Source organism: Exiguobacterium sp. UBA7533 (assembly GCF_002479335.1).
In the GTDB taxonomy this organism is placed as follows: Bacteria; Bacillota; Bacilli; order Exiguobacteriales; family Exiguobacteriaceae; genus Exiguobacterium_A.
Map to the genome: position 1 here is coordinate 212,517 of NZ_DLMP01000001.1, position 25,849 is coordinate 238,365.

Here is a 25,849-nt window from a genome sequence, read left to right on the forward strand (position 1 = left end):
TTACTTCGCCTCCTTTTCTGCTTCAAGGCGTAGATCTTCTTCGACGACTGATTTCGGGATGTAGTATCCTTCATCGTCGATCCAAGAACGGAAGAACATCGCGATGAATGTCATCGCAAGACCGATCAAGGCAATGACCAGACCGACAGTACCGTAATCTAGGCGAAGAATGAATCCAAGACCTGCAAGGAACAGACCGACTGACATAACGAACGGCAAGATCGAGTTGTTCGGCATGTGGATATCACCGACTTCTTCCGAAACAGAGACTGTTTTGTTACCTGCCATTTTTTCGAGCCAGTACGTATCTAAACCTTTGACGAGTGGAATTTGTGCGAAGTTGTATTCTGGAGTTGGAACAGGAAGTGTCCACTCAAGCGTACGTCCATCGCCCCATACGTCGCGTTTTACATATTCTTTTGACATCAATGCGGCAACGATCGAGATGACGAGAATGATCGTCGACACACCCATGAAGGCTGCACCGATTGAAGAAAGTAAGTTCATTGTTTCCCAGCCTTGGTTTGGCAAGTACGTGAAGACACGACGTGGCATACCTGTAAGACCAAGAATATGTTGTGGGAAGAATGTCAAATGGAAGCCGATGAAGAACAACCAGAATTGAATTTTACCCCAGAACTCGTTGAGTTGTTTCCCGAACATGAGTGGGAACCAGTAGTAAAGACCTGCGAAGAGACCAAAGACGACCCCACCAACGATAACGTAGTGGAAGTGGGCAACGACGAAATAACTGTCGTGGTACTGATAATCGGCAGGTGCTACTGAAAGCATGACCCCTGTCATACCACCAACAAGGAATGATGGAATGAAGGCGACCGAATAAAGCATCGCGACTGGGAACGTCAACTTCCCGCCCCATAGCGTAAAGAGCCAGTTGAAGATCTTGACCCCTGTCGGTACAGCGATCGCCATCGTCGCTACTGCGAAGATCGCGTTCGCAACCGGACCGAGACCGACTGTGAACATGTGGTGAACCCATACCATGAATCCGAGGAAACCGATCAACATCGTCGCAAAGACCATCGTCGTGTATCCGAAGAGACGTTTACGAGCAAACGTAGGGATGATTTCAGAGAAGATACCGAATGCCGGTAAAATCAAGATGTAAACTTCCGGGTGACCGAAGATCCAGAAGAGGTGTTCCCAGATGACGATGTTCCCGCCCGCTGCCGGGTCAAAGAAATGCGCTCCGAAGAGTCGCTCGAACGTCAAGAGGAACAATCCAACCGTAAGTGGTGGGAATGCGAAAACGATCAAGGCAGAAGCAACGAATGCTGTCCATGTGAAGAGCGGCATCCGCATCAGTTTCATACCTGGTGCACGCATGTTCAAAATTGTAACGAGGAAGTTGATCCCCCCCATAAGTGTACCGAAACCAGAAATCTGTAACCCGAGTGAGTAGAAGTCAACACCAAGCGACTCTGGTACTGTCGAGAGTGGTGCGTAAGCTGTCCAACCTGCGTTTGGCGCAGCGCCGAAGAACCATGAAAGGTTCAGTAAGACTCCACCAAAGAAGAACAACCAAAAACCAAGTGCATTTAAGAATGGGAACGCAACATCGCGTGCTCCGATTTGAAGCGGTACTGCTGCGTTCATGTAACCGATCAACATCGGCATCGCTGCCAAGAAGATCATCGTCGTACCGTGCATCGTGATCAATTGGTTAAAAAGTTCACCGCTGACGAAATCGTTCATCGGTTTAATCAATTGAAAACGAATCATTAGGGCTTCTACGCCACCAACTAGAAGGAAGAACAATCCAGAGATGATGTAGAGAATCCCGATTTTCTTATGGTCGACTGTCGTTAGCCAGTCCATGATGCCGCTTTTTTTCTGCGGCATACCCATAGTATGTGTCCCCACTATGATTCCCCCTTAAAAAATTATTGGAGCTTTTTGTCCAATAGATAATCTGCCAATTCGCTCAATTCTTCATCGCTGATCTTATCTTCAGAGAATCCAGGCATTTTTGTACCTTGTTTCTCTTTTTGTGGATCGCGAATCCATTTTTCGAGGTTTTCTTTATCATGCTTGAGGTAACCCGCGATACGCTGACGATCACCGAAGTTCGTCAAGCTAGGTGCGACTTTCCCGCCGCCATGACAGCTGAGACAGTTCTGGGCGTAGACTTGCTCACCAGTCGTCCAGTTCTTTTCATTCTTTTTATCAAGCTGTTTTGTTTCTGCTTCTTTTGCAGATTTCATGTCTTTCAACCATTTGTCGTAGTCATCCTGCTCCATCGCAACGACTTTAAAGTCCATCAATGCGTGAGAAGGACCACACAACTCGGCACATTTACCGTAGTACGTGCCTGCTTCTTTTGCTTGTAACCACATTTCGTTATCAAGACCTGGGTTTGTATCTGTCTTACCAGAAAGAGCCGGTACCCAGAATGAGTGAATGACGTCTTTAGACGTCAAGTTAACCGCAACACGTTTACCGACTGGGATGACAAGTTCTTGTCCTGTCGAAACACCTTTGTCTGGATATTCGAATTCCCACCAGTAAAGGTTCGCTGTAACGTTGATTTGTTCGTTTTTCTTCGCTTCTTTTGCATCCGCAAGTTCAACCGTTGTTTTGATCGTCGGAATTGCAAGAACGATCAAGAGAAGGATCGGAATAACTGTCCAGATGATTTCAAGCGTGTGGTTCCCTTCGACTTGCTTCGGAACCGTGTTATCACCTGATTTACGACGGAATTTCATAAGTACGTAAATATAAATGACGGCTACGATCGCAAGGACGAACAACATGACCCACAAGCTAAGCTTGATGATCTCAAGTTGCATTTCAGCGCCTTCTCCGCGAGGCTGTAGCGCAGACAATTCCGGAATTCCACAACCTGATAACATGAGTGCCATCAAGCCGATTGGAAGAAGCCGGAAGAGCATTTTTACTGATTTTTTCACAACCATCCCCACTTTCTTTGTCCCCAATTTTGTCTTTCGTAATGGTGTACGTGAATTATGTCAAATCGTTTTAGAAAGAAACGAGTACGACCGTCACGATCCAAGCCGTGAAATAAAACAGTGAGAAGAAGAACATCTTCGACGCCCATTTGATTTCGGCTTGTTCATCTTGGATCTTCAGACCTTTCAGTCCCATATAGAGCCAATATCCACCGAGCAATGCCATGACGATCATGTAGATGATGCCATAGTGTGCTAAGAGGAGTGATGATGGAATAAGTACTGCAATCCACCATACAATTTGTCGTTTCGTGATCGCGAATCCGTTTACGACAGGTAACATCGGGATACCTGCTGCCCGATACTCCTCTGTCCGTCGCATCGCGAGTGCGAGGAAATGTGGTGGTTGCCACACGAACATGATGAGGAATAAAATCCACGCATCAATGTGAAGCGTCGGAGTGACTGCCGCAAATCCAATGATTGGTGGCACAGCTCCTGATATACCACCTACGACTGTATTGATCGTGTGTGTTCGCTTTAACCACATCGTATAAATCACGACGTAAACGAATGATCCGATCAATCCGAACACTGCCGCCACATGGTTGACGATCAACAACAATACCGTACCGGTCGCAAGAATCCCGAGTCCTAGCGCGAGTATTCGCTGTCCATCCATCTTCCCAGTAACGCTTGGTCTTCCCATCGTCCGTTCCATCTTATAATCGATGTCCCGGTCAATGTAGTTATTGAGGTAGCAACTTCCGGCAATGACTAATCCACTCCCGAGAAGCGTCCACAGTAACATCCACTTGGTTTGCCATAGATACAATAGGACATCATCCGTTATGTACGATGCCGCTACGACATACCCTGCGAAGACCGTAATCAGATTGGCACGGACGATCCCCATTTTTGCTAGGGTGATATAGTCCTTGAATGTGGGCTGATCCGCCTGCTCGATTGCCATATCCAGTGCCTCTCCAGTAACTTTCGCCATGCTGTTCCCTCCTTTTCACCATCTGCTTCCGTGTAGCACCTAGGCTTCACGTAATTTCTTCACAGAAATAACACAGACATGCCACGAAACGTCCTTTTCTCTATAAAAGATACCACATATTTAGGACCGTGACGTATGAAAATACTTTCGACATAATGAACAAAATGTGAAATCTATGTGATTTTCATCACAGTTCACCATATTTACCTAATACTAGAATAGCGTTGTTCTAAAAGATTGCAAGCGTTTCGAGACTTTTTATGCGATACTAGTCCTATGGAAATCCATGTATTTCGTATTTTTTAGAAAGGTGGTGTCCAAATCTTGAATCGAAAGCTTTCGATGTTTTCAGCCTTCGTCACGTTTACGATGATGATCGTCTTGCTGATGGGTGGGACAGTCACAAAAACGGACTCGGGAGATGGCTGCGGAACAGATTGGCCACTCTGTCATGGGGAACTCATCCCGACAAACCCAAGTGTTGAAACGATGATTGAATATAGTCACCGCGCTGTGACCGGAGTCGTTGGACTCCTAATCATCGCCTTATGTCTCTGGACGCTCGTTGCCTTTAAGGATCGATTAGATACGAAGATTTTTGCATTTCTTGCCTTCATCTTCATGTTGATTCAATCCATCGTCGGAGCAGGAGCTGTCGTTTGGCAACAATCAGATCTCGTCATGGCGTTACATTTTGGTATCTCCTTGATTTCCTTTGCTGCCTTATTGATTTTAACGATATTGATCATGGAGCGTCCTGGTCAGGAATTCAGGGAATCTGTCCCAGCATTCTTGCGGAAGCTCTTGTACGGTCTGCTCGTCTACACGCTGATCGTCGTCTATACTGGTGCTTACGTTCGCCATGTTGGCGCTACATATGCGTGTGTGGGTTGGCCCGTTTGTTCCCAACCGTCGATGACGTTCGAAGCCTGGGTCCAAATGATTCACCGAATCATGGCTGGGCTATTATTCCTCTATACGTTGTTCGTTCATATTACAGCCATTCGCTTAAAACACCGGACGACGACAATCGGCATGGCATTCGCGACGTTCTTCATCTCGTGTCAAGTTGCTACAGGTGCTTGGATCGTTCTCGGTGGACATGCAACATATGTACCGTTACTGCACGCCTTCTTGATTACGTGTTATTTCGGTGTCTTATCCTACTTGACGTATCATGCATTCCGAACACGTAAAGCAAATAGCCGTCTTCAATAAGGTCGTAAAAAAAAGGATGTTCCTCCACTGAGGAATATCCTTTTTTCATTATTTGAATCGAGCGATTGCACGCTTTCGCGCTTCATCATGTGCAACGATTGGTTCTGGGTATCCAGAGTCTTCTCGTTGTTGCTGCGTCGGTTCATGAATATATTGCTTCGACAGATCTTTGATTTCCGTGACATACTGCCGAATGAACTCTCCGTCCTTATCGAACTTCTTTGATTGTGTCGTCGGATTGAAGACTCGGAAGTACGGTACGGCATCCGTCCCGACCGATGCCGCCCATTGCCAACCACCGATGTTCGAAGCCGCTTCATAATCGACGAGTTTCTGTTGGAAATAACGTTCCCCTTTTTGCCAATCGATCAATAGATCTTTTGTCAGGAACGACGCGACGATCATCCGCAGACGATTATGCATCCAACCGGTTTGGTTCAATTGACGCATCGCTGCATCGACGATCGGATAGCCGGTTTTCCCTTCACACCAAGCCTTGAATCCGTCCTCGTTTTCTTCCCACTCGATTTCTCGGTACTGGGTGTTGACCGCTTGTCGTTTCGATTCCGGGAAGTGCATTAAAATCATGTAATAAAACTCACGCCAGATGAGTTCGGTGATGAATGTCTGCTTCCCTTTCGACTCTTTTGCATCTTGAATAGCTGCATAGACCGTTCGAATCCCGATCTCACCGGTCCGTAGATAACGTGAGAGTAAACTCGTACCGTCCATCGCTGGAAGATCACGATTCTCTTCGTAGTTTTCAAGCGATTGCTCGATGAATTTCTTTAAGCGTTGTTTCGCTTGCTTCTCACCCGGATGAAATGCCGCATCAGACTGTGCCTTTTTAAAATAGGCATCAATGAAACTATTAGTGTGCTGGCGCTTATGATAATGATCCCGTAGCGTTTGCCACTTCACATCATAGGGTGTCGGAATTTCTTTTTTCATGAACGCATTCTTATACGGCGTGAATACTTTATAGAACTTTCCATCCTGCTTTTTAATGTCATGTGGATGGAGCAGATGCCGGTCTAACAAGCGCTCCGTTTGTCGTTCCTTACGTTTTTTGATGATTCCCTCATCCCGCGCCTTGAATGGTTCGACATATTCCGCGTTGAATAACAGAACGTCCGCATCATTGGTTGCATCTAAGAAAGCTTGTTCATCGCCTTCGATGAAGCGAATCGGCATCTCTTTTTCTTTACAATCATCTGAAAACAATTCGAGCGCTTGAAAGAAATATTGTTGCCGCGCTTCATATTCTCCAATGTAATCTGGATTAAGCCAAAAGACGAACTCGACTGTCGCTTTTGGATTTTCCTTCAGTAATTCAATCGCACGTGCCAACATGTGGTTGTCTTGTAATCGAAAATCGCTTCGAATCCAACAAATAATGTTCAACCGTATCCTCTCCCATTACATATTGAATGAAAAACAGGCAGCCCGCCGAGCGTGCGCCTGTTTTTCATTGAGACCTTATACGAATTCAATCAATAAGTCTTGACTCGCAATAGCTTCGCCTTCTTTAACATGGACGGCTTTGATCTCACCGTCTTCTGGTGCTTGGATCGTCGTTTCCATCTTCATCGCTTCCGTAACGAGAAGTTGTTCTCCTTTACGGACACGAGTGCCTGTCTCAACGAGTACCTTCAGCACACTACCCGGCATCGACGCACCGATCTGTTTTGCGTTACTTCGATCTGCTTTTGGACGGCTTGATGAACTTTCCTTAATACTGATGTCCTTGACTTCGACTTCACGAGGAACACCATTCATCTCATAATAGATTGTCCGCATCCCGTGATCGTCTGGCTGACCGATTTGAATCAACTTGAGATATAGTGTCTTCCCTCGTTCAATTTCGACCTCGATCGTTTCGCCTAGGCGCATACCGTGGAAGAATGTATTCGTATCAAGAACCGAGATATCGCCATATCGCGCGACATACGAACTGTAGTCCATGAAGACTTTTGGATAGAGCGCGTAAGCGAGAGCATCAAATTCAGTGACTGGTCGTTCAAGTTTCTCAAACAACTCATTTTTTATTGCATCAAAGTTGAGTGGTTGCATCATCTTACCAGGACGTTCCGTCAACGGAGCAGCTCCCTTCAAGATGGCACGTTGTACTTCTTGCGGGAAACCGTCCGGCGGAGTTCCGAGTTCGCCCTTCATCAGTTCAACGACTGAATCCGGGAAATCAAGTCCACTTGCTCGGTGCAGTACGTCTTCTTCCGTCAGATGATGTTGGACCATGAAGAGCGCCATGTCTCCAACGACTTTCGACGACGGTGTGACTTTAACGATATCGCCAAACAACATGTTGACACGCGCATACATTTCTTTGACTTCAGACCAACGATCCGCAAGCCCGACCGCTTTTGCTTGTTGCTGTAAGTTCGAATATTGCCCACCCGGCATCTCATGATCGTAGACGGTTGGATTTGGTGCGATCATATCAAGTTCGAATGCTTGATACAAATGACGCACGTCCTGCCAATAGTCCGAAATCTGTTCGAACTTCTGTGCTGAGACGAGTGGTTGACGTGGATGACCACTTAGGGCATGAATCAAGCTACCACCCGCTGGCTGACTCGTCAGTCCTGACATACTTGATGCCGCGACGTCAACGACGTCGACCCCGGCATCGATCGCACGCGCATACGTATAAATCCCGTTTCCACTTGCATCATGGGTGTGAAGATGGATTGGTAACGATACTGCATCTTTAAGTGCCGATACAAGTGCATAGGCTGCTTCCGGTTTCAAGAGACCCGCCATATCCTTGATGGCAATGATGTGAGCACCGCTCTCTTCCAGTTGTTTCGCCAGATTGACGTAATACGGCAGATGATATTTCGGACGATTCGCATCGAACAGATCCCCTGTGTAACAGACAGCTGCTTCCGCGATTTTACCTGTTGGCAAGACCGCATCGATGGCGAGTTGAATTGATTCCGGGTTGTTCAAGCTGTCGAAAATCCGGAAGACATCGACTCCCGCTTGCGCCGCTTCCTTGACGAAGGTATGGATGACATTGTCTGGATAGTTCTTGTAACCAACGCCGTTCGCACCGCGAAGTAACATCTGAATCAGGACGTTCGGCATCTTTTCACGCAATTTCATCAGACGAACCCATGGATCCTCTGATAAGAATCGATACGCGACATCAAACGTTGCCCCTCCCCATGCCTCGACTGAGAACAATTCAGGAAGCAGTTTCGCTTCCGCCTCTGCGATCGCAACGAGATCCTTCGTCCGCATTCGTGTCGCAAGTAACGATTGATGAGCGTCACGGAATGTCGTATCCGTTAACAAAACGTTGTCTTGTGCTTTCAACCATTTCGCGACAGCTTCCGGTCCTTCTGCATCAAGGATCGCTTTTGCGCCTGGCGTGTAGTCTGCCGGAAGATTTTTTGGAATTCGGACGTCACGCGCAAGTGGCTTGTCCAGTTTTCCGATTCCCGGGAATCCATTGACGGAAACCTCTCCGATGTACGTCAACAGCTTCGTTCCCCGGTCTTGACGTTTTGGGAAGATGAATAATTCTTGTGTATCATCGATAAACGATGTATTGTAATCGCCGCTGACGAACGCGTGGTGTTTCAAGACATTGCTCAAGAATGGGATGTTCGTCTTAATACCACGAATCCGGAATTCACTTAAGTTTCGACGCATTTTCGCGACCGCTTGGTCATACGTCAAACCGTGCGTCGAGATTTTAACGAGCAACGAGTCATAATACGGTGAAATTTCTGCTCCGACATAGGCATTCCCACCATCGAGACGTACACCAAAGCCGCCTGGTGAACGATACGCTTTAATCTTACCTGTATCCGGCAAGAAGCCGTTCTCTGGGTCCTCTGAAGTAATTCGGCTCTGGATCGCAAAACCAAGCATCTTAATCTCTTCTTGTTGTGGAATGCCGACAAGGTCGCTATGTAATGATTCGCCTTCAGCAACACGGATTTGAGTCTGAACGATGTCAACGCCTGTGATCATCTCTGTAATCGTATGCTCGACTTGTACACGTGGGTTGACTTCGATGAAATAGAACGATTCATCTTGTGTGACGAGAAATTCGACCGTACCCGCATTTTCGTATCCGACATGTTTCATCAACGTGACAGCCGCGTCACAGATCTTTTTACGCCCTTCTTCTGAAAGCGTGACACATGGCGCCACTTCGACGACTTTTTGGTGACGTCGTTGTACGGAACAGTCTCGTTCAAACAAATGAATGATGTTTCCATGTGCATCCCCTATGATTTGGACTTCAATATGTTTTGGTCGTTCGATTAATTTTTCAACGTAAATTTCATCCGAACCGAATGCTTTTAAAGCTTCAGATTTCGCTCGTTCAATCATGTCTGGAAGCTCTTCTTCTGTCCGGACGACACGCATACCACGTCCACCACCACCAAGCGATGCTTTGACCATGAGTGGATAGCCTGCTTCTTTTGCGAACGCATACGCTTCATCAATTGATGAGATCGGACCATCTGTTCCTGGAATGACAGGAAGACCCGCTTCAATTGCAGTCGTCCGTGCCCGTACCTTATCTCCGAACTTATACAGGTGATCTTCTTGCGGCCCGATGAAGATGATTCCTTCTTCGCGGCAACGTTTGGCTAGCTCAATATTCTCAGAGAGGAATCCATAACCAGGATGGATCGCATCACATTCGGCTTTTTTCGCTGTTGCGATGATATCTTCAATGTCGAGGTAGGCTTCGATCGGTTTTTTTCCTTCTCCGATCCGGTACGCTTCATCGGCTTTATAACGATGAAGAGAACCCATGTCCTCTCGTGAATAAATAGCAACGGTACGAATACCGAGTTCTGTCGCTGCACGGAAAACGCGAATCGCGATCTCCCCGCGGTTTGCTACGAGAATCTTCTGGATTTTAGTCAACTGATGCTCCCCCTTTAGTTAATGAGCTCGTGGCACTCATCGAACGTGCAGTTTGCACTTCTTTATGATAAGCCACCCGATATTTGTTTTGCATAGAAATGTTTGCCATTACACCAAGCATCGTACTCATGACGAGTAACGATGACCCACCGTAGCTGATGAATGGCAAGGTGACACCTGTACCTGGAAACAGACCAGACATGGCTGCGATATTGATACATGTCTGGATGAAGATGATACCGGAAATCCCAAGTGCGAGCATGCTCGAATAAAGTGAGACACACCGGTTAGCGATGATCGCCCCTTGAATCATCAGGTAAAACAATAGACCGAGTACGACAAGGACCCCGATGAAGCCGAGTTCTTCCGAGATGATCGACATGATGTAGTCGGTTTCAGGCTCTGGCAGATAACCATACTTTTGAAAACTATTCCCAAGACCCACTCCGAACAATCCCCCATGGGCAATCGATATGACGGAGTTGATGAGCTGATATCCCTTACCTTCTGCGTCAAGAAAGGGATTCAAACTCGCTTGAATCCGTTGCATCTGATTATCCGAAAAATTGTTCCATGCGTACAAGAAGATGATCGGAACGGTAACGACACATAACATGATGTAACCACTCGGTAATCCTACTGCAAATAAAATCATCGCCGTGATGAGTAACAGAATGAATAATCCGCCGTCATCCGGTTGCATACGAATGATGATCGCGTAAGGTGCAAGTAACACAAGCATTGGAATCAAGATCCAGTCCGAGAAACTAAGTAAAATCCGTTTTCCGGGGGACGTCGCTGGAATTTGACGATGGATGAAGTGATGGACAATCCCAATCACGCCATCCATCTTTCCTTTGTGCTTTTGATCAAAATAACTGGCAAGCCCGACGACGAGCACGAATTTACAAAGCTCGATTGGTTGAATTAAGAAGATACCGAAGTTCAACCAGGCGCGAGCTCCGTTTAGGGGAGCCGAAAATAGTGTTGCCATCAGCATCAACCATGTAATCGCGTACAAGAGTAAACGAATGACTGGTCCACGAAATACTTCATGATTCACTTGCGAAACTAAAAGGAACAGCACGATGGCCATCGCATCGAACATCAACTGCTTCTCAAAGAAGGACGTATTCGCATAATCGCCACCGTTCCAAACGCTGGCACTATAGACCATGACTGTACTGATCGCCATGAGGATGAGCATCGTAAAGAAGAGACCGTAGTCAAAAAATGCTCGTTTTTCTTTAAACTTCGCTAACATATGTACACGTCCTTTTTTTCGTTTTCTAAAAAAAAATACCCAAACGCCGCATTTCACGTTTGAGTAGAAAATCAGCACGTCTCCGCATCATGTAAATCAGATAATTGCTGTTCAAGTGATTCGAGCAACTGTTTCCCTTCACCCGCATCAATCAGTTCAAGACGTACCGCAAAATCAATCTGACGGGACAATCCGAACATTTGTGTATCCAATACTTCCTCGTAAAGAGGACATTGTGGCATCGTTAAATTCGCAAGCTGGACCTCGATCAACCGGCGGATTTTTTGTGCATCCGCTTCTAGTAGCTCAAGAGCGCGCTGGCGATGAACTGTCTCGATTTCAGTTGACAATCCAATCCCTCCTCATCAAATGACGCGTTCCTGTTATAGCTAAACTTTACCTTACTTTCGCCAACAATTCAACGTTTCGGTATAATGGATTTGTTGGACTTACACATTTAGGGGGTATAACAAATGATTTTTCCGATTAACGGTAAAGTACGGCACCAGTTGACGATTGATCCGACAGTTTGGATCTTTGATGAACGAAAGGTTGCGATCGAGAAGATTGGCCAACCAGCAGATACGAGCGAACAAGAGGCGTACTACGCGAAAATGGGGGCAGCGTGGGATAAAGGCATCATGGAAGGCAGTCGTACGGATCATAATCGTCCGATGACACGCGCTGAAAAAGAAGCCGCGCTTCAAGGGTCATTCGCCATGGCGCTCGCACCGTTCATCCGGAATGCTGAACTCTTACCGGAAGCGACCGCTATTCGTTTCGAAGGTGAAGAAACGGTCGAACTTCCACTTGAGCAACTCGACGAAGTATACCTGCAGTTCTCACAAGACGGCAAAGTGTTAGCAGATGGACCCGTTCACCTGTTGCACGGACAACGGATCGTCAAATCTGTTCACACGGTTACCGTCATATAAGGAAAACGTGGTGCGCCTGAATAGACGCACCACGTTTTTTATAATAAGTCGGCTGCGAGGCGCGCCAGATTCGAGCGTTCCCCTTTGACGAGTTTGACGTGTCCCGTCATTTTCTCATTTTTAAGGCGTTCTACGGCGTAGGATAAACCGTTCGAATATTCATCTAAATACGGGTGATCGATCTGTTGCGGATCACCCACTAACACGATTTTTGAGTTTTCACCGACACGTGTTAAAATCGTCTTGACTTCGTGTTTCGTCAAATTCTGCGCTTCATCGATGATGATGAATTGCCCCGGCATGCTCCGTCCTCGAATATATGTCAACGCTTCCAGTTGAATCGTCTTCATTCCCGCGAGAATGTTACCAAGTTCGTCTCCTGATCCCGTATTAAAGAGATGTTCGAGGTTATCGTAGATCGGTTGCATCCACGGACGAAGCTTTTCCTCCATCTCACCTGGCAAGTAGCCAATATCATTTCCCATCGGCACGACTGGACGAGCAACGACAAGTTTTTTATATTTATGCTCGTCTTCTACTTGCAGGAGCCCCGCAGCGAGTGCAAGTAAGGTCTTTCCGGTACCTGCCTTCCCAACGAGTGTAACGAGCGGTACATCGTCTCGAAGTAATAACTCAAACGCCATCCGTTGTTGAACGTTTCGGGGAATAACACCCCAGACTTGATCGACATCGATCGAAAGTGCCCGGATGATCGGCAAATTCTGATCAACGACAGCAATGGCAGAGGCTTTTGACATATTACTTTTTAGAATGATGAATTCATTTGGTTGCACTTTTTCCGGCAATACATCAACTGAAAGTCGTTTATCCTGATAGAAAGCATCGATATATTCCTGATCGACGGTCACTTCGATGAATCCTGTATAAAGACCAGTCAAGTCAGCGATATGATCCGTCATATAGTCCTCAGCGACTAATCCATACGCATCCGCTTTAACGCGGACTAAGATATCTTTTGAGACGAGAATGACATCTCGTGGCGTCGCTTCAGTTTGTTGTTCACGATGAATCGACCATGCGAGCTCGATAATCTTATTATCGTTCGATTCATGGATAAACGGCGAGCCCTCGTAAATGGAGTCACCGATATCGACGCGAAGAATGCCACCGTTACCAAGCGGAACTCCCGCATGAAGCTGACCGGTTTCCCGCAATTGGTCTAAAATGCGAGCTGTTTCTCGTGCGTTGCGCCCCACCTCATCCATGTTGCGTTTTTTTCCATCCAGTTCTTCTAGTACGATCGCTGGTATGACGACATCATGCTCTTGAAACTGAAAGAGAGAAAGTGGATCGTGCAACATGACATTGGTATCAAGTACGTATATTTTTTTCATTCCATCGTTCGCCCCTTTAGAGTCGAGTTTGTGATGAATGTTACGCTTTTAGGATGCGATGAACAAGTTGATCCAACCGTTCAGCTGCCTGTTCATCGTATGTTTTTTCAATGGTCGGTCGTTGTGTGACAGCTGCTCCGTAAAATAAGATGTCACGTACCTCTTCGACGCGCCCCTCATAAAAAGAGAGCGAAAGTGGAAGTGGTTCTTGCGGCGTAAACACCTTGACGTCCGTACACGTTAAGCTGTGTGTCGACTGCTCTGCAAAGAAGATCAAGGTGAAAACCGGATGTTCTCGTAACGTTTTGACGAGATGAGAATCTGCTTCGATCGCAAAACGAACCGTTTGTGAATCCTTCGCATATACCCAACTAATTGCATGTGTGATCGGCCAATGTTTGGATTGATCATGCGTGATCAAAAAAACAAGTGGTAATTGTGATAACGCATCTAGTTGATGTGAGCTGAGATGTTGCTCTACTTTATTTGCCATGACATCACCTCCTCTATGACTTAGTGATGATATTTCGAGATATACTTCTCGATTCCCTTTTTTACATCTGAATAATCTTCTAATATGATATACTAAGAAAAAAAGGGAGGACCCGACATGCGAGTGAAATGTACGATTTGCGATAAGCGTGAGACGATTGATGATTGGTCCTTCACGGCGAAGCGATTACGCAATAAACCAGTTCGTGTCCATCTATGTGATGAGTGTCGATCTCGCGTAGAAGAACGGACACTCGAACGCCATGCCTCTGGACAATTTCATTTATACCCTACTTGGGAAACAAAACGAAAACACTGGTAAATAAAAGGTCTGTGGGAAACTTCCCTGGCAGACCTTTTTTTGTTCACCGTTTGATTCGAACCAATCGATCATCCTCGGTCGACGGAGTCCCTCTACCATCTGTATTGTTCGTAATATAATAAATTGACGTCTTATCAATCCACACATCGCGAATCCGCCCTTGATTTTCGACAATCGTTTTGACCTGTTTCGTCTTTAAATCCATCGCTTGTAATCGTTGACCTACAAGTGTTGCAAAATACAACGTATCATCCGCTTCTGCAATCCCACTTGGTGCAACGGATCGCTCTCCCACTTCGTACCACGGTGTCACGAGTCCCTCTGCTTTCTCTGTTCCTTCAATCGTTGGCCATCCATAATTTTTTTGTTCAATTCGATTAATTTCATCGTGTCCACTTTGTCCGTGCTCACTTGCATACAGTTGGTCATCGACGAAAACAAGCCCTTGTGGATTTCGGTGACCAAGACTATAGACATAGCCTTTTTGATTCCCCTTGAACGGTTTTCCTTCAGGTGTGATGCGTAAAATTTTTCCTGCAAGTGAATCGATGTCTTGCGCCAGTTCAGGATTTGCTGCGTCTCCTGCTGTGACGTAGAGTGCACCTTCTGGACCCCACTCAAGTCGTCCTCCGTTGTGAATCGTCGCTCCCGGAATATCGTCGAGTAACACACGCTCTTCGACCCACTGATGGCCTTCCTCTTTGATTGCAATGACACGATTGGTCGCTTGATTTTGTTTTGCATACGTATGATAGACGTATGCCGTCTTATTGTTCTTAAAATCAGGGTCAAGTACCATACCGAGTAATCCACTTTCTCCTTCAGCAATTACATCTTTCTTCAGTTGCAAGCGCATCCTCTCATAATCACCTTGTTTTCCTTTGACGATTGTTCCTTCGCGCTCTGTAATATAAAAAGTCTCTCCTTCGCGAACGATATTCCATGGGGCGTTTAGCTCTTTAAATACGACTCCTTCTTGCGTTTGTGATGATTGCGTATCTTCTTGATTACCTGAATCCTGTTGATTGTTTTTTTGTGTCTTCTGATTGGTTTCCTTTGTTGACGATTCTTCTGACGTTTGTGTACAGCCGATCAGAATACCCGCTAACAGCAGGGGTATGACATACCTTATTTTCACTGTTTTCTCCCCCCTTTTAGTATCCCTGTTCCCGCTACGCTTTAAATCATGCATCTGAATTAGCACAAAAAAAGAACGAACCTCCGAAGAGATTCGTTCTTTTGATTCATGACATGCTTCCGTCAAGAAGCTGTCCGTTCACGTTCACGCTTGACCATCCACATCCGGAAGCGATAAATACCAAGTACGAAGACCATCGCAAGGAGTACTTCAGGAATCGGCCATGTCCAGAAGACAAGCGTCAATGCTGCCGAGAAGACAGCGAGCAACAGATAGACGATCAGTGATTTCCACCATGCTAGTTCCTTAGCAAATCCTAACTTAAAGACGACAAGCGTCAAGATGACGACGGTGATCATTAAAGGATAAAATCCCGTTTCGATGTTATTCGGATCACTTCCGACACCGAGAAGTTTCGCGATGAACGGAATATCGTATTTCGGAAAATCAGAAGCAACGGCAGCTTGTGCATTCATTGCCAATCCCCCTATTCGTTCAAGACTCAATCTTTACCTAGACGACGACGTTTTTCTTGCTTTTCACGTTCGTTTTTGTTCAAGACTTGTTTACGGAGACGAACCGATTGTGGTGTGATTTCACAGTACTCATCTTCATTCAAGAATGTCAACGACTCTTCAAGTGAGAAGACACGTGGACGTTTAAGAACGTTCGTTGAGTCTTTTGCAGATGCACGCATGTTCGTTAATTGTTTTGCTTTAACGACGTTGACAGCGAGATCGACATCACGGTTACATTCGCCGATGATCATACCTTCGTATACTTCAATACCAGGCTCGATGAAGATCGTTCCGCGGTCTTCAAGAGCTGAGATCGCGTAAGCAGTTGCTTTACCCGTTTCGATTGAGACCATAACACCACTACGACGTCCACCGATATCCGCTTGGATGAACGGACGGTATTCTTCGAACGTGTGGTTCATGATTCCGTATCCGCGTGTAGCAGAAAGGAATTCGTTACGGTAACCGATCAAACCACGTGAAGGAACGATGAATTCCATTTTCGTTTGACCGTTGTCCATTGTTTGCATGTTCGTTAATTCACCTTTACGGAGACCAATCGATTCCATGACAGAACCTGTGTACTCTTCTGGTGTATCGATGACGACGCGTTCGAATGGCTCGACTTTGACACCTTCTTCTTCTTTGATGATAACTTGCGGTTTAGATACTTGGATTTCGTATCCTTCACGGCGCATGTTCTCGATCAAGATCCCGAGGTGAAGCTCCCCACGACCAGAAACGATCCAGCGGTCCGGTGAATCCGTGTTTTCGATACGGAGTGAAACGTCCGTCTCAAGTTCTTTTTCAAGACGCTCTTCGATTTTACGTGAAGTAACAAGATCCCCTTCACGACCAGCGAATGGCGAGTTATTGACGATGAATGTCATTTGAAGCGTTGGCTCATCGATACGTAATAATGGGAGTGGATCAACGTGTGAAGTTGGGCAAACTGTTTCACCGACGTTGATGTCTTCCATACCAGCGATCGCAATCAAGTCTCCTGCTTTTGCAGTTTCGATTTCGACACGTTTTAGACCGAAGTAACCGAACAACTTCGTGACACGGAAGTTCTTCGTTGAACCGTCAAGTTTTGAAAGTGAAACGCTATCGCCAACTTTGATTTCGCCACGGAAGACACGACCAACACCGATCCGTCCGAGGTAGTTATCATAGTCAAGCATCGTAACTTGGAACTGAAGTGGCTCCATTGTGTTATCGACAGGTGCTGGTGTATGCTCAAGAATTAAATCAAGAACGTTCGTGATTGTATCTTCTTGTTTATCTAATTCAGGTTCGAATGAACTTGAGCCGTTGACTGCCGATGCATAAACGACTGGGAATTCGAGTTGATCTTCGTCAGCTCCGAGGTCGATCAAGAGATCCACGACTTCGTCGACGACTTCAAGAGGACGGACCATCGGTTTGTCGATTTTGTTGACGACGACAATTGGTTGAAGTCCTTGCTCGAGTGCTTTTTTCAAAACGAAACGTGTTTGTGGCATACAGCCTTCACGTGCATCGACAACGAGGATGACGCCATCCACCATACGCATGATTCGCTCAACTTCTCCACCGAAATCGGCGTGTCCTGGCGTATCAACGATGTTGATGCGTGTGTTTTTGTAGTCGATTGCAGTGTTTTTCGCAAGAATCGTGATTCCACGTTCCCGCTCGATGTCATTTGAGTCCATTGCGCGTTCTTCGACTTGTTCGTTCGTACGGAACGTACCAGACTGTTTTAAAAGCTCATCGACTAATGTTGTTTTACCATGGTCAACGTGAGCGATGATCGCAACGTTGCGTAAATCATTTCGTACTAATGTTGTCATAGGTGTGTACCTCTTTCTATTCATTTAAATAAATCTTATCATACTTTCGGTCAACTTTAAGAGTATAGCACAGGTAGAGTCCTAATTGGCAATGACTAAGATTCGACATCATCTCGAAAGCCTTTTCATTATTCTTCATTCACGCTACACTGTTAACGTACTCACGGGTAGAGGGGGAAAAAACATGCGTCTACTATTTTTGTTACTTGCCATGCTTGCAGTAGGATCCATGGCAGGCATCGGCATTTTCATCGCGGAACAAAACGTACCGATGACGATCGCCTCTATCGTCTTGATGATAGTTGCGATGGGTGCCGGATTCGTTTTAAAGGCACGTTTGCGCAAACAAACATGACTGAGAAGGTTCCTTTCGTTTAAAACGAAAGGACCTTTTTTCAATCCTCTTGTGTTTGTACAAACGTCAATACATCTTCAACGAATGTCTGGCTCCCTGCTAATACACTCGTTTGCTCGAGAAACGACATCGGCTCTCCGGTAATCGTCCCGACACGTCCACCAAGCTCTTCAATCAATAATTGACCGGCTGCATAATCCCAAGGCATGTTACGCATCGTGATATATCCATCAACGCGTCCGGCAGCCGTCCATGCGAGTTCAAGGGAAGCTGCACCAATCGCTCGTACACCTACTGCGTGTCGCACGAGCGGAGCAAGACGATCCGTGTTAATTCGACGGTTCGGCGTCACCCAGGTAGCATTCATACAGATGATCGCTTCCTTAACGCTCCGTTCTGTCAGTTGAGGTAACCGAATACCGTTTTGATAAGCCCCTTGTCCTTTGATGACATGAAATAGCTCGTCAGCCATGACATCATAAACAAATCCGTACCGTAATTCCCCTTCCATCATGATCGCAATTGAGATGGCGAACATTCGCTTTTGACGGATGAAGTTCATCGTTCCGTCGATCGGATCAACGAACCAAATCGTACCTTCGAGTGTATCGGGTCGAGCGATGCGCCCCTCTTCACCATAAATATGATGATCCGGATAGCGATCTAGAATACCTTTAATCAATAAATCCTCGACGGCTTGATCAATCTCCGTCACTAAATCACTTTTTCCGGTTTTCTGTTCAATGTGATACGACACATCAATCTTTTCGCGAATGTATTTCCCTGCTCGCTTGATCAAGTCTATCGCATCCAACTCGATTTGCATCTTCCTTCACTCCTTCATCATCGTTTCCAGCTTCTTCTATAGTAACAAAAAAAGAAAACCAGCGAACGATTCGCTGGTTGAAGTAGTGATATTTTATTATAAGGTAGAGAAAAGGACGTTGAAATCAAGCTTCAAGACGTACCATCTCTTGACGATATTTTTCGAGGCGCTCTTTACTTGCACCAACAGCTTCTGCGTCACTTGCCACCATCGCATCATGTAATGTAGCAAGCTCATAGTCGATTTCGAGACGCAATACAGGAATGCGTTTTTCTGCATCTTTTCTCTTGTATGCTTCTATCACTTGTTTCACAGTAACCACACTCCTTCGCGGGATAAACAGAAGTTTAATTTGTCAGACAATTGCGACTTATCAGTGGATTGAATCAATAATAGTACGATTCAACTTAGATGTAAAGCATCTAATTTTAAAAAATACAGTTTCACATATTTGTAAGGATAACGTCTTGTATGTAGTATATAGCCGCTTCCCTTCCACTTTAAACAAATGATGATCATTTTCCGCACATTTCCAGTCCGTATAAAAGATAAGACTCCTATACGATCGCATAGGAGTCTTATCTTTTATGATGTCATTATTTTTTCATGCGCACGATTGGATCTTCTTGGCGTTTTGCCTGTTGCATCGTCCGATAACTTGAGCAACCTGTCTCTTCCATATAAAACTGATCCCACTGTTTTTCCTCGGATTTCGAGGTGACGATTTGCTTAAATTCCCGATATGCCTCGAGCAAACGTTGTCGTTCTACACCTGATTCATACGCTTGTTCGACTAAATTGAAAAAGTCGATGACTTTCACAATTTCTTCCGTCGACCAATCGGAATTGAGCGGATAATTCAATGCCATCATTCCCACTTCCTTTCTGCACTTTTCTATTTTACACGGAAAAGAAGCATAAAACAGTTGCAACCGCCCGAAAACTTGTTATAGTTAGCTTGTTTGATTGTATTTTTATTCGGTTTTAAGGGGGGGAAATCTGGTGCAAACAAAAAGCTTAACACAGCTCGATACACCTTTATTCGATGCGCTACTCGCGCATGCGAAACGTCAACCAATTCAATTTCATATTCCCGGTCATAAAAATGGTCAAGGAATGGATCCAGCCTTTCGATCGTTCATCGGTCAGAATGCGCTCGATATCGATTTAATCAATATCGCTCCCCTTGATGATCTTCATCATCCAAAGGCAATCATTAAGGAAGCTCATCAATTGGCAGCTCAAGCCTTCCATGCCGACGAAACGTTCTTTTCCGTACAAGGAACGTCAACCGCAATCATGGCAATGATCATGAGCGTCGTCGGACCTGATGATAAAATTCTCGTTCCTCGAAATGTTCATAAATCGGTGATGTCAGCTATCGTTCTTTCTGGTGCGCACCCGATTTTCATTCATCCTGAATTCGATGAAACATTTGGTATCGCACACGGTATCACACCAAGCGCGGTAGAACGTGCCCTTGCACTTCATCCTGATACAAAGGCAGTGCTCGTCATCAACCCGACCTATTTCGGCGTTGCTGGCGACTTGGAGAGCATCGTCAAACTTTCCCATAGTAAGGGTATTCCGGTACTCGTCGACGAAGCACACGGCGTCCATATCGCCTTCCACGAAGATATGCCATTATCTGCAATGCAAGCAGGAGCTGATCTCGCAGCAACGAGTGTCCATAAACTCGGTGGATCACTCACTGGAAGCTCTGTTTTAAACGTTCGCCGGGGTCTTGTCTCTCCGGATAAGGTTCAAGCGGTACTCTCGATGTTGACGACGACTTCAACATCCTATCTACTGCTTGCTTCTCTTGACTGCGCACGGCGCCATCTTGCAATCAACGGTGAAGCGATGAATCGTCGGGCACTCGAACTCGCGACACGGATGCGTTTCGGATTAGCGAAGCTTCCTTATCTCGCCGTTTTCGGCGAATCCGATCTTCATTCAAGTGCGACGTTCGCTTTTGATCCAACGAAAGTGCTCGTTTCCGTTAAGGGACTTGGTATTTCTGGTCACCTTGTCGAAGAGTTTTTGCGTGAAGAACATCGGATCGAAGTTGAACTTTCTGATTTAAATAATATCCTTGTCATCATCACTTCTGGTGACTCGGAAGAGACAATCGATGCATTCCTACATGCGATGTCTTTACTTGTTGCACGCTATCAGAATAATGGCGCTGAAACGACTGATCACTCAATCGTCCTTCCAGACATTCCAGCGCTCGCTCTCAGCCCACGTGATGCTTTCTATGAAGAAACAGAGACAATTCCGTTAGTCGATGCGGTCGGACGGATTTCAGCTGAATTCATGATGGTGTATCCTCCTGGTATTCCCATCTTTATTCCTGGCGAAATGATCACGGCAGACAATCTTGCCTATATTAAAGAAAACATTGAAGCTGGTCTTCCGGTTCAAGGTCTTGAGGATCATTCGCTCGAGACGATCAAAGTCATTCAGCAATCGAATGCAATTCGGTGAAGACAAAACAAAGCAGTAATCCTTACTAGATGAGGATTACTGCTTTTTTAATTGGATCGTTTCATTCTGCATATTCATCGTTTGGCGAACAAGGAATGAATGCCGCTAATGCTTCACCAATTAATGCAACATCCTCTTGCTCAATTGCAAAAGTACGAGCTAAAACTTCTCCATTTAACACATCCTGTTGATCAAATAACGCTGACTGACCACCGGTTAAACTAACGACGAGTACTTTCCCAAAAAATTGTCCTGTACAGATGACAGCGAAATCATAGCGAGCGAATGCGGTCGTCCAGCCTACAAAGCGAACCTTATCCATCTCTGATACGTAATACAGCTCCTCTAAGGCAGTCACGGATTCCATATGCGTCCACCCTCTCCGTTTTTTATTCTTTTCCTTTTTTGAATCAAGACAAAACAAAAAAAACACCTCATACACGGTCGGCTCCCCGTGCATGAGGTGTTTCGGAATTATTTAATGATATGGATCGGGCTACCGATTGCAACTTCAGCAGTTTCCATTGCGATTTCACCAAGTGATGGGTGCGCGTGGATTGTGAGTGCGATATCTTCAGCTGTCATACCAGACTCGATTGCGAGTCCCATTTCAGCGATCATATCAGAAGCGCCTGTACCAGCGATTTGCGCGCCGATCAAGAGACCATCTGATTTACGAGTAATCATTTTCAAGAAGCCGTCTGGCTCGTTGAGTGCAAGTGCACGACCATTCGCAGCGTAAGGGAATTTAGACGCGACATAGTCGAGTCCTTCTTCTTTCGCTTGTGCTTCCGTGTAACCGACTGTAGCGAGTTCTGGGTCTGTGAAGACGACCGCTGGAATCGCGCTGTAGTCGAGGTATGCAGGGTGTCCTGCAGCTGCTTCAGCAGCGATTTTAGCTTCGAATGAAGCTTTGTGCGCAAGTGGTGGTCCTGGAACGATATCACCGATTGCGTAAATGTTTTCGTTTGAAGTACGGCACTGATCGTCGATTTCAACAAGACCACGGTCGCTGACTTTGACTTCTGCCATTTCAAGACCAAGATCACTTGTGTTAGGACGACGACCAACAGTGACGAGGACGTAGTCCGCTTCAACTGTTTGTGCTTCACCGTTGACTTCGAATGTTACTTTAACACCATCTTCTGACTCTTCCACACTTTGTGCAAGTGCTTCGTTGTGGATCGTGATGTTACCTTTTTGTTTGAGCTTTTTCTTGACGACTTGTGTCATAGCAGGCTCGAAACCAGAAAGGATGTCTTTTGTTCCTTCAAGAATGACGACTTCTGTATCGAAGTTCGCATACGCTGTACCAAGCTCCATCCCGATGTATCCGCCACCGATGACGATGAGTTTTTTCGGGATTTCAGGAAGGTTCAATGCGCCTGTTGAAGAAAGAACGCGTTTTGACCATTTGAAAGCTGGAAGTTCGATTGGAGTCGAACCAGTCGCGATGATACATTTCTTGAATTTGTAAGGAGTCGAAGAATCTTCGTTGATGATACGAACTGTATCTTCTGATTGGAAGTAAGCTTCCCCAACGACAGTCTCGACTTTGTTGCCTTTAAGAAGACCACTAACGCCGCCAGTCAATTTGTTGACGACAGATTGTTTCCAAGATTGAACTTTCGAGAAATCGACAGTTGCATTCTCAGAAGTGATCCCCATATCGCTTGAACCTTTAGCGTGCTGGAAGTTATGTCCTGCAGTGATCAAGGCTTTTGATGGGATACATCCTACGTTTAAGCAGACACCGCCGACGTTTTCACGTTCAACGATTGTTACTTTCATACCAAGTTGCGCGCCGCGGATTGCAGCAACGTAACCACCAGGGCCAGCCCCGATTACGAGTAAATCTGTTTCTTGTGCGAATTCACCTACTACCATTGCTTATCCCTCCATGATGAGAAGTTGTGGGTCGTTCAATAGGCGTTTAACTAAGTTAAGCGCGTTTTGTGCAGTTGCACCATCGATGAGACGGTGGTCGAAGCTGAATGAAAGTGCAAGAACTGGTGCAGCAACGATTTCGCCGTTTTTGACGACCGCTTTTTCAGCGATACGACCGATACCGAGGATTGCAACTTCTGGGTGGTTGATGACTGGTGTGAACCATTGACCGCCAGCAGAACCGATGTTAGTGATCGTGATTGATCCGCCTTTCATCTCGTCGCCAGAAAGTTTTCCGTCACGTGCTTTACCAGCAAGGTCATTGATGTTGTCAGCAAGTGCGAAGATCGACTTACGATCTGCATCTTTGACGACTGGTACGACAAGACCGTTGTCTGTATCAGCAGCAATACCGATGTTGAAGTAGTTTTTGTAGACGATTTCTTCGTTTACATCGTCGATTGATGCGTTGATTGCCGGGTATTTTTTAGCAGCAGCAGTCAATGCTTTTACGACGAACGGAAGGTAAGTCAATTTCGTACCTTGAGCAGCCGCAACTTCTTTGAAGTTTTTACGGAGTGCAACGAGGTTCGTAACATCCACTTCGTCCATGAGTGTTACGTGTGGAGCTGTATGTTTCGAATTAACCATTGCTTTCGAAATCGCTTTACGGATTCCTTTGATTTTCTCGCGTGTTTCAAGTTCAGGTTGAGCAGCAACGTATGGCTTCACTTCTGTTTTTGGTGCAGAAGCAGCTGGTGCTTTTTCTTCAGTTGCTGGTGCATCAGAAGTTTGTCCACCGTTTGCGAATGCATCGATGTCTTCTTTAACGACACGACCGTTGTCTCCAGAACCTTGGACTTCACGGATGTCGACACCTTTTTCACGTGCATATTTACGGACAGATGGCATCGCGATGACGCGTTCTGATTTATGGATTTGAACCTCGTTTGGTTTGTCTTCCACTTTTTGATCGGTATCTTGAACGTCTTTCGCATTTTCTTCAGCTTTTGGTTGCTCTGCTTCTTCAGAAGGAGCAGAACCTTCGCCTTCGACTTCGAAAGTGATGAGGACGTCGCCAACGACAGCTACGACACCTTCGTCAACTTTTACTTCTTTAACAGTACCATCAACTGGCGATGGAATTTCAACGACTGCTTTATCGTTTTGTACTTCAAGAAGAACATCATCTTCTTTGACAGTGTCGCCCGCTTTTACGAACCACTTTACGATTTCACCTTCATGAATACCCTCACCGATATCCGGCAATTTGAATTCAAATAAACCCATTTGAATATGCCTCCTTTTAGTTCACTCTTCTAGTCGATTGTTATCTGTAAAAACGGAAGCAAGGAGAGAATGTACCCCTCTCCTTATTTTCCGAAATGCTCTTAGAAATTGTAGACAGTCTTGACTTTCTCGACGATATCTTTGTGATCCGGGATCCAGACGTCTTCACCTTGTGCGAATGGGAAGATCGTATCTGGAGCAGCAACACGAAGAATCGGTGCTTCGAGGTCAAGGATTGCACGTTCTTGGATTTCAGTTGCAACCATTGCAGCGATACCCGCTTGTTTTTGTGCTTCTTGAACGACGACGACACGGTTTGTTTTCTTGACAGAAGCAAGAATCGTATCGATATCGATCGGGCTGATCGTCATCAAGTCGATGATTTCGACGCTGATGTTTTCTTTTTCGAGCTCTTCTGCTGCTTTAAGTGAAGCGTGCACCATCGCACCGTAAGTGACGATTGTTACATCTGTACCTTCACGTTTTACATCAGCTTTTCCGAGTTCGATCGTGTAATCGCCCTCTGGCACTTCACCGCGGAATGAACGGTAGAGTTTCATGTGCTCGAGGAATACGACTGGGTCGTTATCACGGATTGACGCGATCAAGAGACCTTTTGCATCGTATGGTGTTGAAGGAATGACAACTTTAAGTCCTGGTGACTGAGCCATGAGCCCTTCGAGGTTATCTGCGTGAAGTTCCGGTGTTTTAACACCGCCACCGAATGGTGAACGGATTGTTACAGGTGCATTGTATGTGCCACCTGAACGGTAACGGAGACGCGCGAGTTGTGCTGCAACTGAATCGAATACTTCGAATACGAATCCGAAGAATTGGATTTCCATGATTGGACGGAATCCTGTCAGACTGAATCCGACAGCAAGACCACCAATACCTGATTCCGCAAGTGGTGTATCGAAGACACGGTCTTCGCCGAGCTCATCTTGAAGACCTTCTGTCGCACGGAATACCCCACCGTTTTTACCGACGTCTTCACCGAACAAGAGAACTTGTTCGTCGCGTTTCATCTCGACGCGCATTGCGTCAGTGATCGCTTGGATCATCGTCATTTGTGCCATG

24 protein-coding genes are annotated in these 25,849 nt (G+C 45.9%); 5 read left to right on the plus strand and 19 right to left on the minus strand.

Annotated elements, in window-relative coordinates; all coding sequences use genetic code 11:
• The 3 genes from ctaD to cyoE form a co-directional block, all read right to left on the minus strand.
• A complete protein-coding gene (ctaD, locus tag B2U10_RS01120; RefSeq protein WP_052018991.1) occupies positions 1–1,869 on the minus strand; it encodes a cytochrome c oxidase subunit I in 1,869 nt (622 codons plus the stop codon).
• Between the two features lie 35 nt (positions 1,870–1,904).
• Positions 1,905–2,936, minus strand: a complete 1,032-nt coding sequence (coxB, locus tag B2U10_RS01125; RefSeq protein ID WP_081780348.1) for a cytochrome c oxidase subunit II — start codon at positions 2,934–2,936, stop codon at positions 1,905–1,907.
• Between the two features lie 64 nt (positions 2,937–3,000).
• Positions 3,001–3,933: a heme o synthase gene (cyoE, locus tag B2U10_RS01130; RefSeq protein WP_035406737.1), complete on the minus strand. Its 933-nt coding sequence runs from the start codon at positions 3,931–3,933 to the stop codon at positions 3,001–3,003.
• A 324-nt stretch (positions 3,934–4,257) separates the two neighbouring features.
• Here cyoE and B2U10_RS01135 point away from each other — a divergent pair, with 324 nt between their 5' ends.
• Positions 4,258–5,151, plus strand: coding sequence for a COX15/CtaA family protein (locus B2U10_RS01135; protein WP_052018990.1), 894 nt, complete (start codon positions 4,258–4,260; stop codon positions 5,149–5,151).
• 48 nt (positions 5,152–5,199) lie between these two features.
• Here B2U10_RS01135 and B2U10_RS01140 read toward each other — a convergent pair whose 3' ends face one another.
• The 4 genes from B2U10_RS01140 to B2U10_RS01155 form a co-directional block, all read right to left on the minus strand.
• Positions 5,200–6,555, minus strand: coding sequence for a cryptochrome/photolyase family protein (locus B2U10_RS01140; RefSeq protein ID WP_290785195.1), 1,356 nt, complete (start codon positions 6,553–6,555; stop codon positions 5,200–5,202).
• 75 nt (positions 6,556–6,630) lie between these two features.
• Complete coding sequence (locus tag B2U10_RS01145) at positions 6,631–10,065, minus strand: pyruvate carboxylase (protein WP_056062369.1); 3,435 nt, start codon at positions 10,063–10,065, stop codon at positions 6,631–6,633.
• Entirely contained in the window at positions 10,058–11,329 is a 1,272-nt protein-coding gene (locus B2U10_RS01150) for an FtsW/RodA/SpoVE family cell cycle protein (RefSeq protein ID WP_035406728.1), read from the minus strand. Before B2U10_RS01150 ends, B2U10_RS01145 begins: the two co-directional genes overlap by 8 nt.
• A 71-nt stretch (positions 11,330–11,400) precedes the next feature.
• Complete coding sequence (locus B2U10_RS01155; RefSeq protein ID WP_023468835.1) at positions 11,401–11,679, minus strand: YlaN family protein; 279 nt, start codon at positions 11,677–11,679, stop codon at positions 11,401–11,403.
• Between the two features lie 123 nt (positions 11,680–11,802).
• Between B2U10_RS01155 and B2U10_RS01160 the strand changes: the two genes are divergently transcribed.
• Positions 11,803–12,264: a hypothetical protein gene (locus tag B2U10_RS01160; RefSeq protein WP_056062372.1), complete on the plus strand. Its 462-nt coding sequence runs from the start codon at positions 11,803–11,805 to the stop codon at positions 12,262–12,264.
• A 38-nt stretch (positions 12,265–12,302) separates the two neighbouring features.
• Here B2U10_RS01160 and B2U10_RS01165 read toward each other — a convergent pair whose 3' ends face one another.
• A complete protein-coding gene (locus B2U10_RS01165) occupies positions 12,303–13,619 on the minus strand; it encodes a PhoH family protein (protein WP_035406722.1) in 1,317 nt (438 codons plus the stop codon).
• Between the two features lie 40 nt (positions 13,620–13,659).
• Entirely contained in the window at positions 13,660–14,112 is a 453-nt protein-coding gene (locus tag B2U10_RS01170) for a hypothetical protein (RefSeq protein WP_290751608.1), read from the minus strand.
• Between the two features lie 117 nt (positions 14,113–14,229).
• Here B2U10_RS01170 and B2U10_RS01175 point away from each other — a divergent pair, with 117 nt between their 5' ends.
• Positions 14,230–14,433, plus strand: coding sequence for a YlaI family protein (locus B2U10_RS01175; RefSeq protein ID WP_035406716.1), 204 nt, complete (start codon positions 14,230–14,232; stop codon positions 14,431–14,433).
• 43 nt (positions 14,434–14,476) lie between these two features.
• Here B2U10_RS01175 and B2U10_RS01180 read toward each other — a convergent pair whose 3' ends face one another.
• The 3 genes from B2U10_RS01180 to typA form a co-directional block, all read right to left on the minus strand.
• Positions 14,477–15,571, minus strand: coding sequence for a PQQ-dependent sugar dehydrogenase (locus tag B2U10_RS01180; protein ID WP_290785197.1), 1,095 nt, complete (start codon positions 15,569–15,571; stop codon positions 14,477–14,479).
• A gap of 122 nt (positions 15,572–15,693) precedes the next feature.
• Entirely contained in the window at positions 15,694–16,047 is a 354-nt protein-coding gene (locus B2U10_RS01185) for a YlaH-like family protein (RefSeq protein ID WP_058264776.1), read from the minus strand.
• 26 nt (positions 16,048–16,073) lie between these two features.
• Positions 16,074–17,921: a translational GTPase TypA gene (typA, locus tag B2U10_RS01190; protein WP_035406711.1), complete on the minus strand. Its 1,848-nt coding sequence runs from the start codon at positions 17,919–17,921 to the stop codon at positions 16,074–16,076.
• A 184-nt stretch (positions 17,922–18,105) separates the two neighbouring features.
• Between typA and B2U10_RS01195 the strand changes: the two genes are divergently transcribed.
• A complete protein-coding gene (locus tag B2U10_RS01195) occupies positions 18,106–18,276 on the plus strand; it encodes a DUF5325 family protein (protein WP_290785199.1) in 171 nt (56 codons plus the stop codon).
• 40 nt (positions 18,277–18,316) lie between these two features.
• On the opposite strand, the gene B2U10_RS01200 is transcribed toward B2U10_RS01195, so the two are convergent.
• The 3 genes from B2U10_RS01200 to B2U10_RS01210 form a co-directional block, all read right to left on the minus strand.
• Positions 18,317–19,102 carry an inositol monophosphatase family protein gene (locus B2U10_RS01200; RefSeq protein ID WP_035406708.1) on the minus strand — a complete coding sequence of 262 codons (786 nt, stop codon included), beginning with the start codon at positions 19,100–19,102 and terminating at the stop codon, positions 18,317–18,319.
• A 124-nt stretch (positions 19,103–19,226) separates the two neighbouring features.
• Complete coding sequence (locus tag B2U10_RS01205; RefSeq protein ID WP_023468845.1) at positions 19,227–19,415, minus strand: hypothetical protein; 189 nt, start codon at positions 19,413–19,415, stop codon at positions 19,227–19,229.
• A 283-nt stretch (positions 19,416–19,698) separates the two neighbouring features.
• A complete protein-coding gene (locus B2U10_RS01210; protein ID WP_035406705.1) occupies positions 19,699–19,971 on the minus strand; it encodes a UPF0223 family protein in 273 nt (90 codons plus the stop codon).
• Between the two features lie 133 nt (positions 19,972–20,104).
• On the opposite strand from B2U10_RS01210, the gene B2U10_RS01215 reads away from it, so the two are divergent.
• Positions 20,105–21,592 (plus strand): aminotransferase class I/II-fold pyridoxal phosphate-dependent enzyme, encoded by a 1,488-nt coding sequence (locus B2U10_RS01215; RefSeq protein ID WP_035406702.1) that lies wholly within the window; start codon positions 20,105–20,107, stop codon positions 21,590–21,592.
• Positions 21,593–21,653: 61 nt separating this feature from the next.
• Here the strand turns inward: B2U10_RS01215 and B2U10_RS01220 are convergent, their stop codons facing one another.
• The 4 genes from B2U10_RS01220 to B2U10_RS01235 all read right to left on the minus strand — a co-directional run bounded on the left by B2U10_RS01220 (position 21,654) and on the right by B2U10_RS01235 (position 25,848).
• Positions 21,654–21,959, minus strand: coding sequence for an SAV0927 family protein (locus B2U10_RS01220; protein ID WP_035406699.1), 306 nt, complete (start codon positions 21,957–21,959; stop codon positions 21,654–21,656).
• A 107-nt stretch (positions 21,960–22,066) separates the two neighbouring features.
• A complete protein-coding gene (gene lpdA, locus B2U10_RS01225; RefSeq protein ID WP_056062389.1) occupies positions 22,067–23,479 on the minus strand; it encodes a dihydrolipoyl dehydrogenase in 1,413 nt (470 codons plus the stop codon).
• A 3-nt stretch (positions 23,480–23,482) separates the two neighbouring features.
• A complete protein-coding gene (locus B2U10_RS01230) occupies positions 23,483–24,769 on the minus strand; it encodes a dihydrolipoamide acetyltransferase family protein (protein WP_035406694.1) in 1,287 nt (428 codons plus the stop codon).
• A 101-nt stretch (positions 24,770–24,870) separates the two neighbouring features.
• The gene (locus B2U10_RS01235) at positions 24,871–25,848 is read right to left on the minus strand and encodes an alpha-ketoacid dehydrogenase subunit beta (RefSeq protein WP_035406692.1); all 978 of its coding nucleotides are present in this window, start codon (positions 25,846–25,848) and stop codon (positions 24,871–24,873) included.
• Between the last annotated feature and the right edge of the window lies 1 nt (position 25,849).

What these genes read in the sequence shown, in the direction of transcription:
- ctaD (WP_052018991.1), bottom strand. Translation starts at nt 1,869, where the DNA reads ATGGGTATGCCGCAGAAAAAAAGCGGCATCATGGACTGGCTAACGACA.
- coxB (WP_081780348.1), bottom strand. Translation starts at nt 2,936, where the DNA reads ATGGTTGTGAAAAAATCAGTAAAAATGCTCTTCCGGCTTCTTCCAATC.
- cyoE (WP_035406737.1), bottom strand. Translation starts at nt 3,933, where the DNA reads ATGGCGAAAGTTACTGGAGAGGCACTGGATATGGCAATCGAGCAGGCG.
- B2U10_RS01150 (WP_035406728.1), bottom strand. Translation starts at nt 11,329, where the DNA reads ATGTTAGCGAAGTTTAAAGAAAAACGAGCATTTTTTGACTACGGTCTC.
- B2U10_RS01160 (WP_056062372.1), top strand. Translation starts at nt 11,803, where the DNA reads ATGATTTTTCCGATTAACGGTAAAGTACGGCACCAGTTGACGATTGAT.
- B2U10_RS01165 (WP_035406722.1), bottom strand. Translation starts at nt 13,619, where the DNA reads ATGAAAAAAATATACGTACTTGATACCAATGTCATGTTGCACGATCCA.
- B2U10_RS01170 (WP_290751608.1), bottom strand. Translation starts at nt 14,112, where the DNA reads ATGGCAAATAAAGTAGAGCAACATCTCAGCTCACATCAACTAGATGCG.
- B2U10_RS01175 (WP_035406716.1), top strand. Translation starts at nt 14,230, where the DNA reads ATGCGAGTGAAATGTACGATTTGCGATAAGCGTGAGACGATTGATGAT.
- B2U10_RS01185 (WP_058264776.1), bottom strand. Translation starts at nt 16,047, where the DNA reads ATGAATGCACAAGCTGCCGTTGCTTCTGATTTTCCGAAATACGATATT.
- typA (WP_035406711.1), bottom strand. Translation starts at nt 17,921, where the DNA reads ATGACAACATTAGTACGAAATGATTTACGCAACGTTGCGATCATCGCT.
- B2U10_RS01195 (WP_290785199.1), top strand. Translation starts at nt 18,106, where the DNA reads ATGCGTCTACTATTTTTGTTACTTGCCATGCTTGCAGTAGGATCCATG.
- B2U10_RS01200 (WP_035406708.1), bottom strand. Translation starts at nt 19,102, where the DNA reads ATGCAAATCGAGTTGGATGCGATAGACTTGATCAAGCGAGCAGGGAAA.
- B2U10_RS01210 (WP_035406705.1), bottom strand. Translation starts at nt 19,971, where the DNA reads ATGGCATTGAATTATCCGCTCAATTCCGATTGGTCGACGGAAGAAATT.
- B2U10_RS01220 (WP_035406699.1), bottom strand. Translation starts at nt 21,959, where the DNA reads ATGGAATCCGTGACTGCCTTAGAGGAGCTGTATTACGTATCAGAGATG.
- lpdA (WP_056062389.1), bottom strand. Translation starts at nt 23,479, where the DNA reads ATGGTAGTAGGTGAATTCGCACAAGAAACAGATTTACTCGTAATCGGG.
- B2U10_RS01230 (WP_035406694.1), bottom strand. Translation starts at nt 24,769, where the DNA reads ATGGGTTTATTTGAATTCAAATTGCCGGATATCGGTGAGGGTATTCAT.
- B2U10_RS01235 (WP_035406692.1), bottom strand. Translation starts at nt 25,848, where the DNA reads ATGGCACAAATGACGATGATCCAAGCGATCACTGACGCAATGCGCGTC.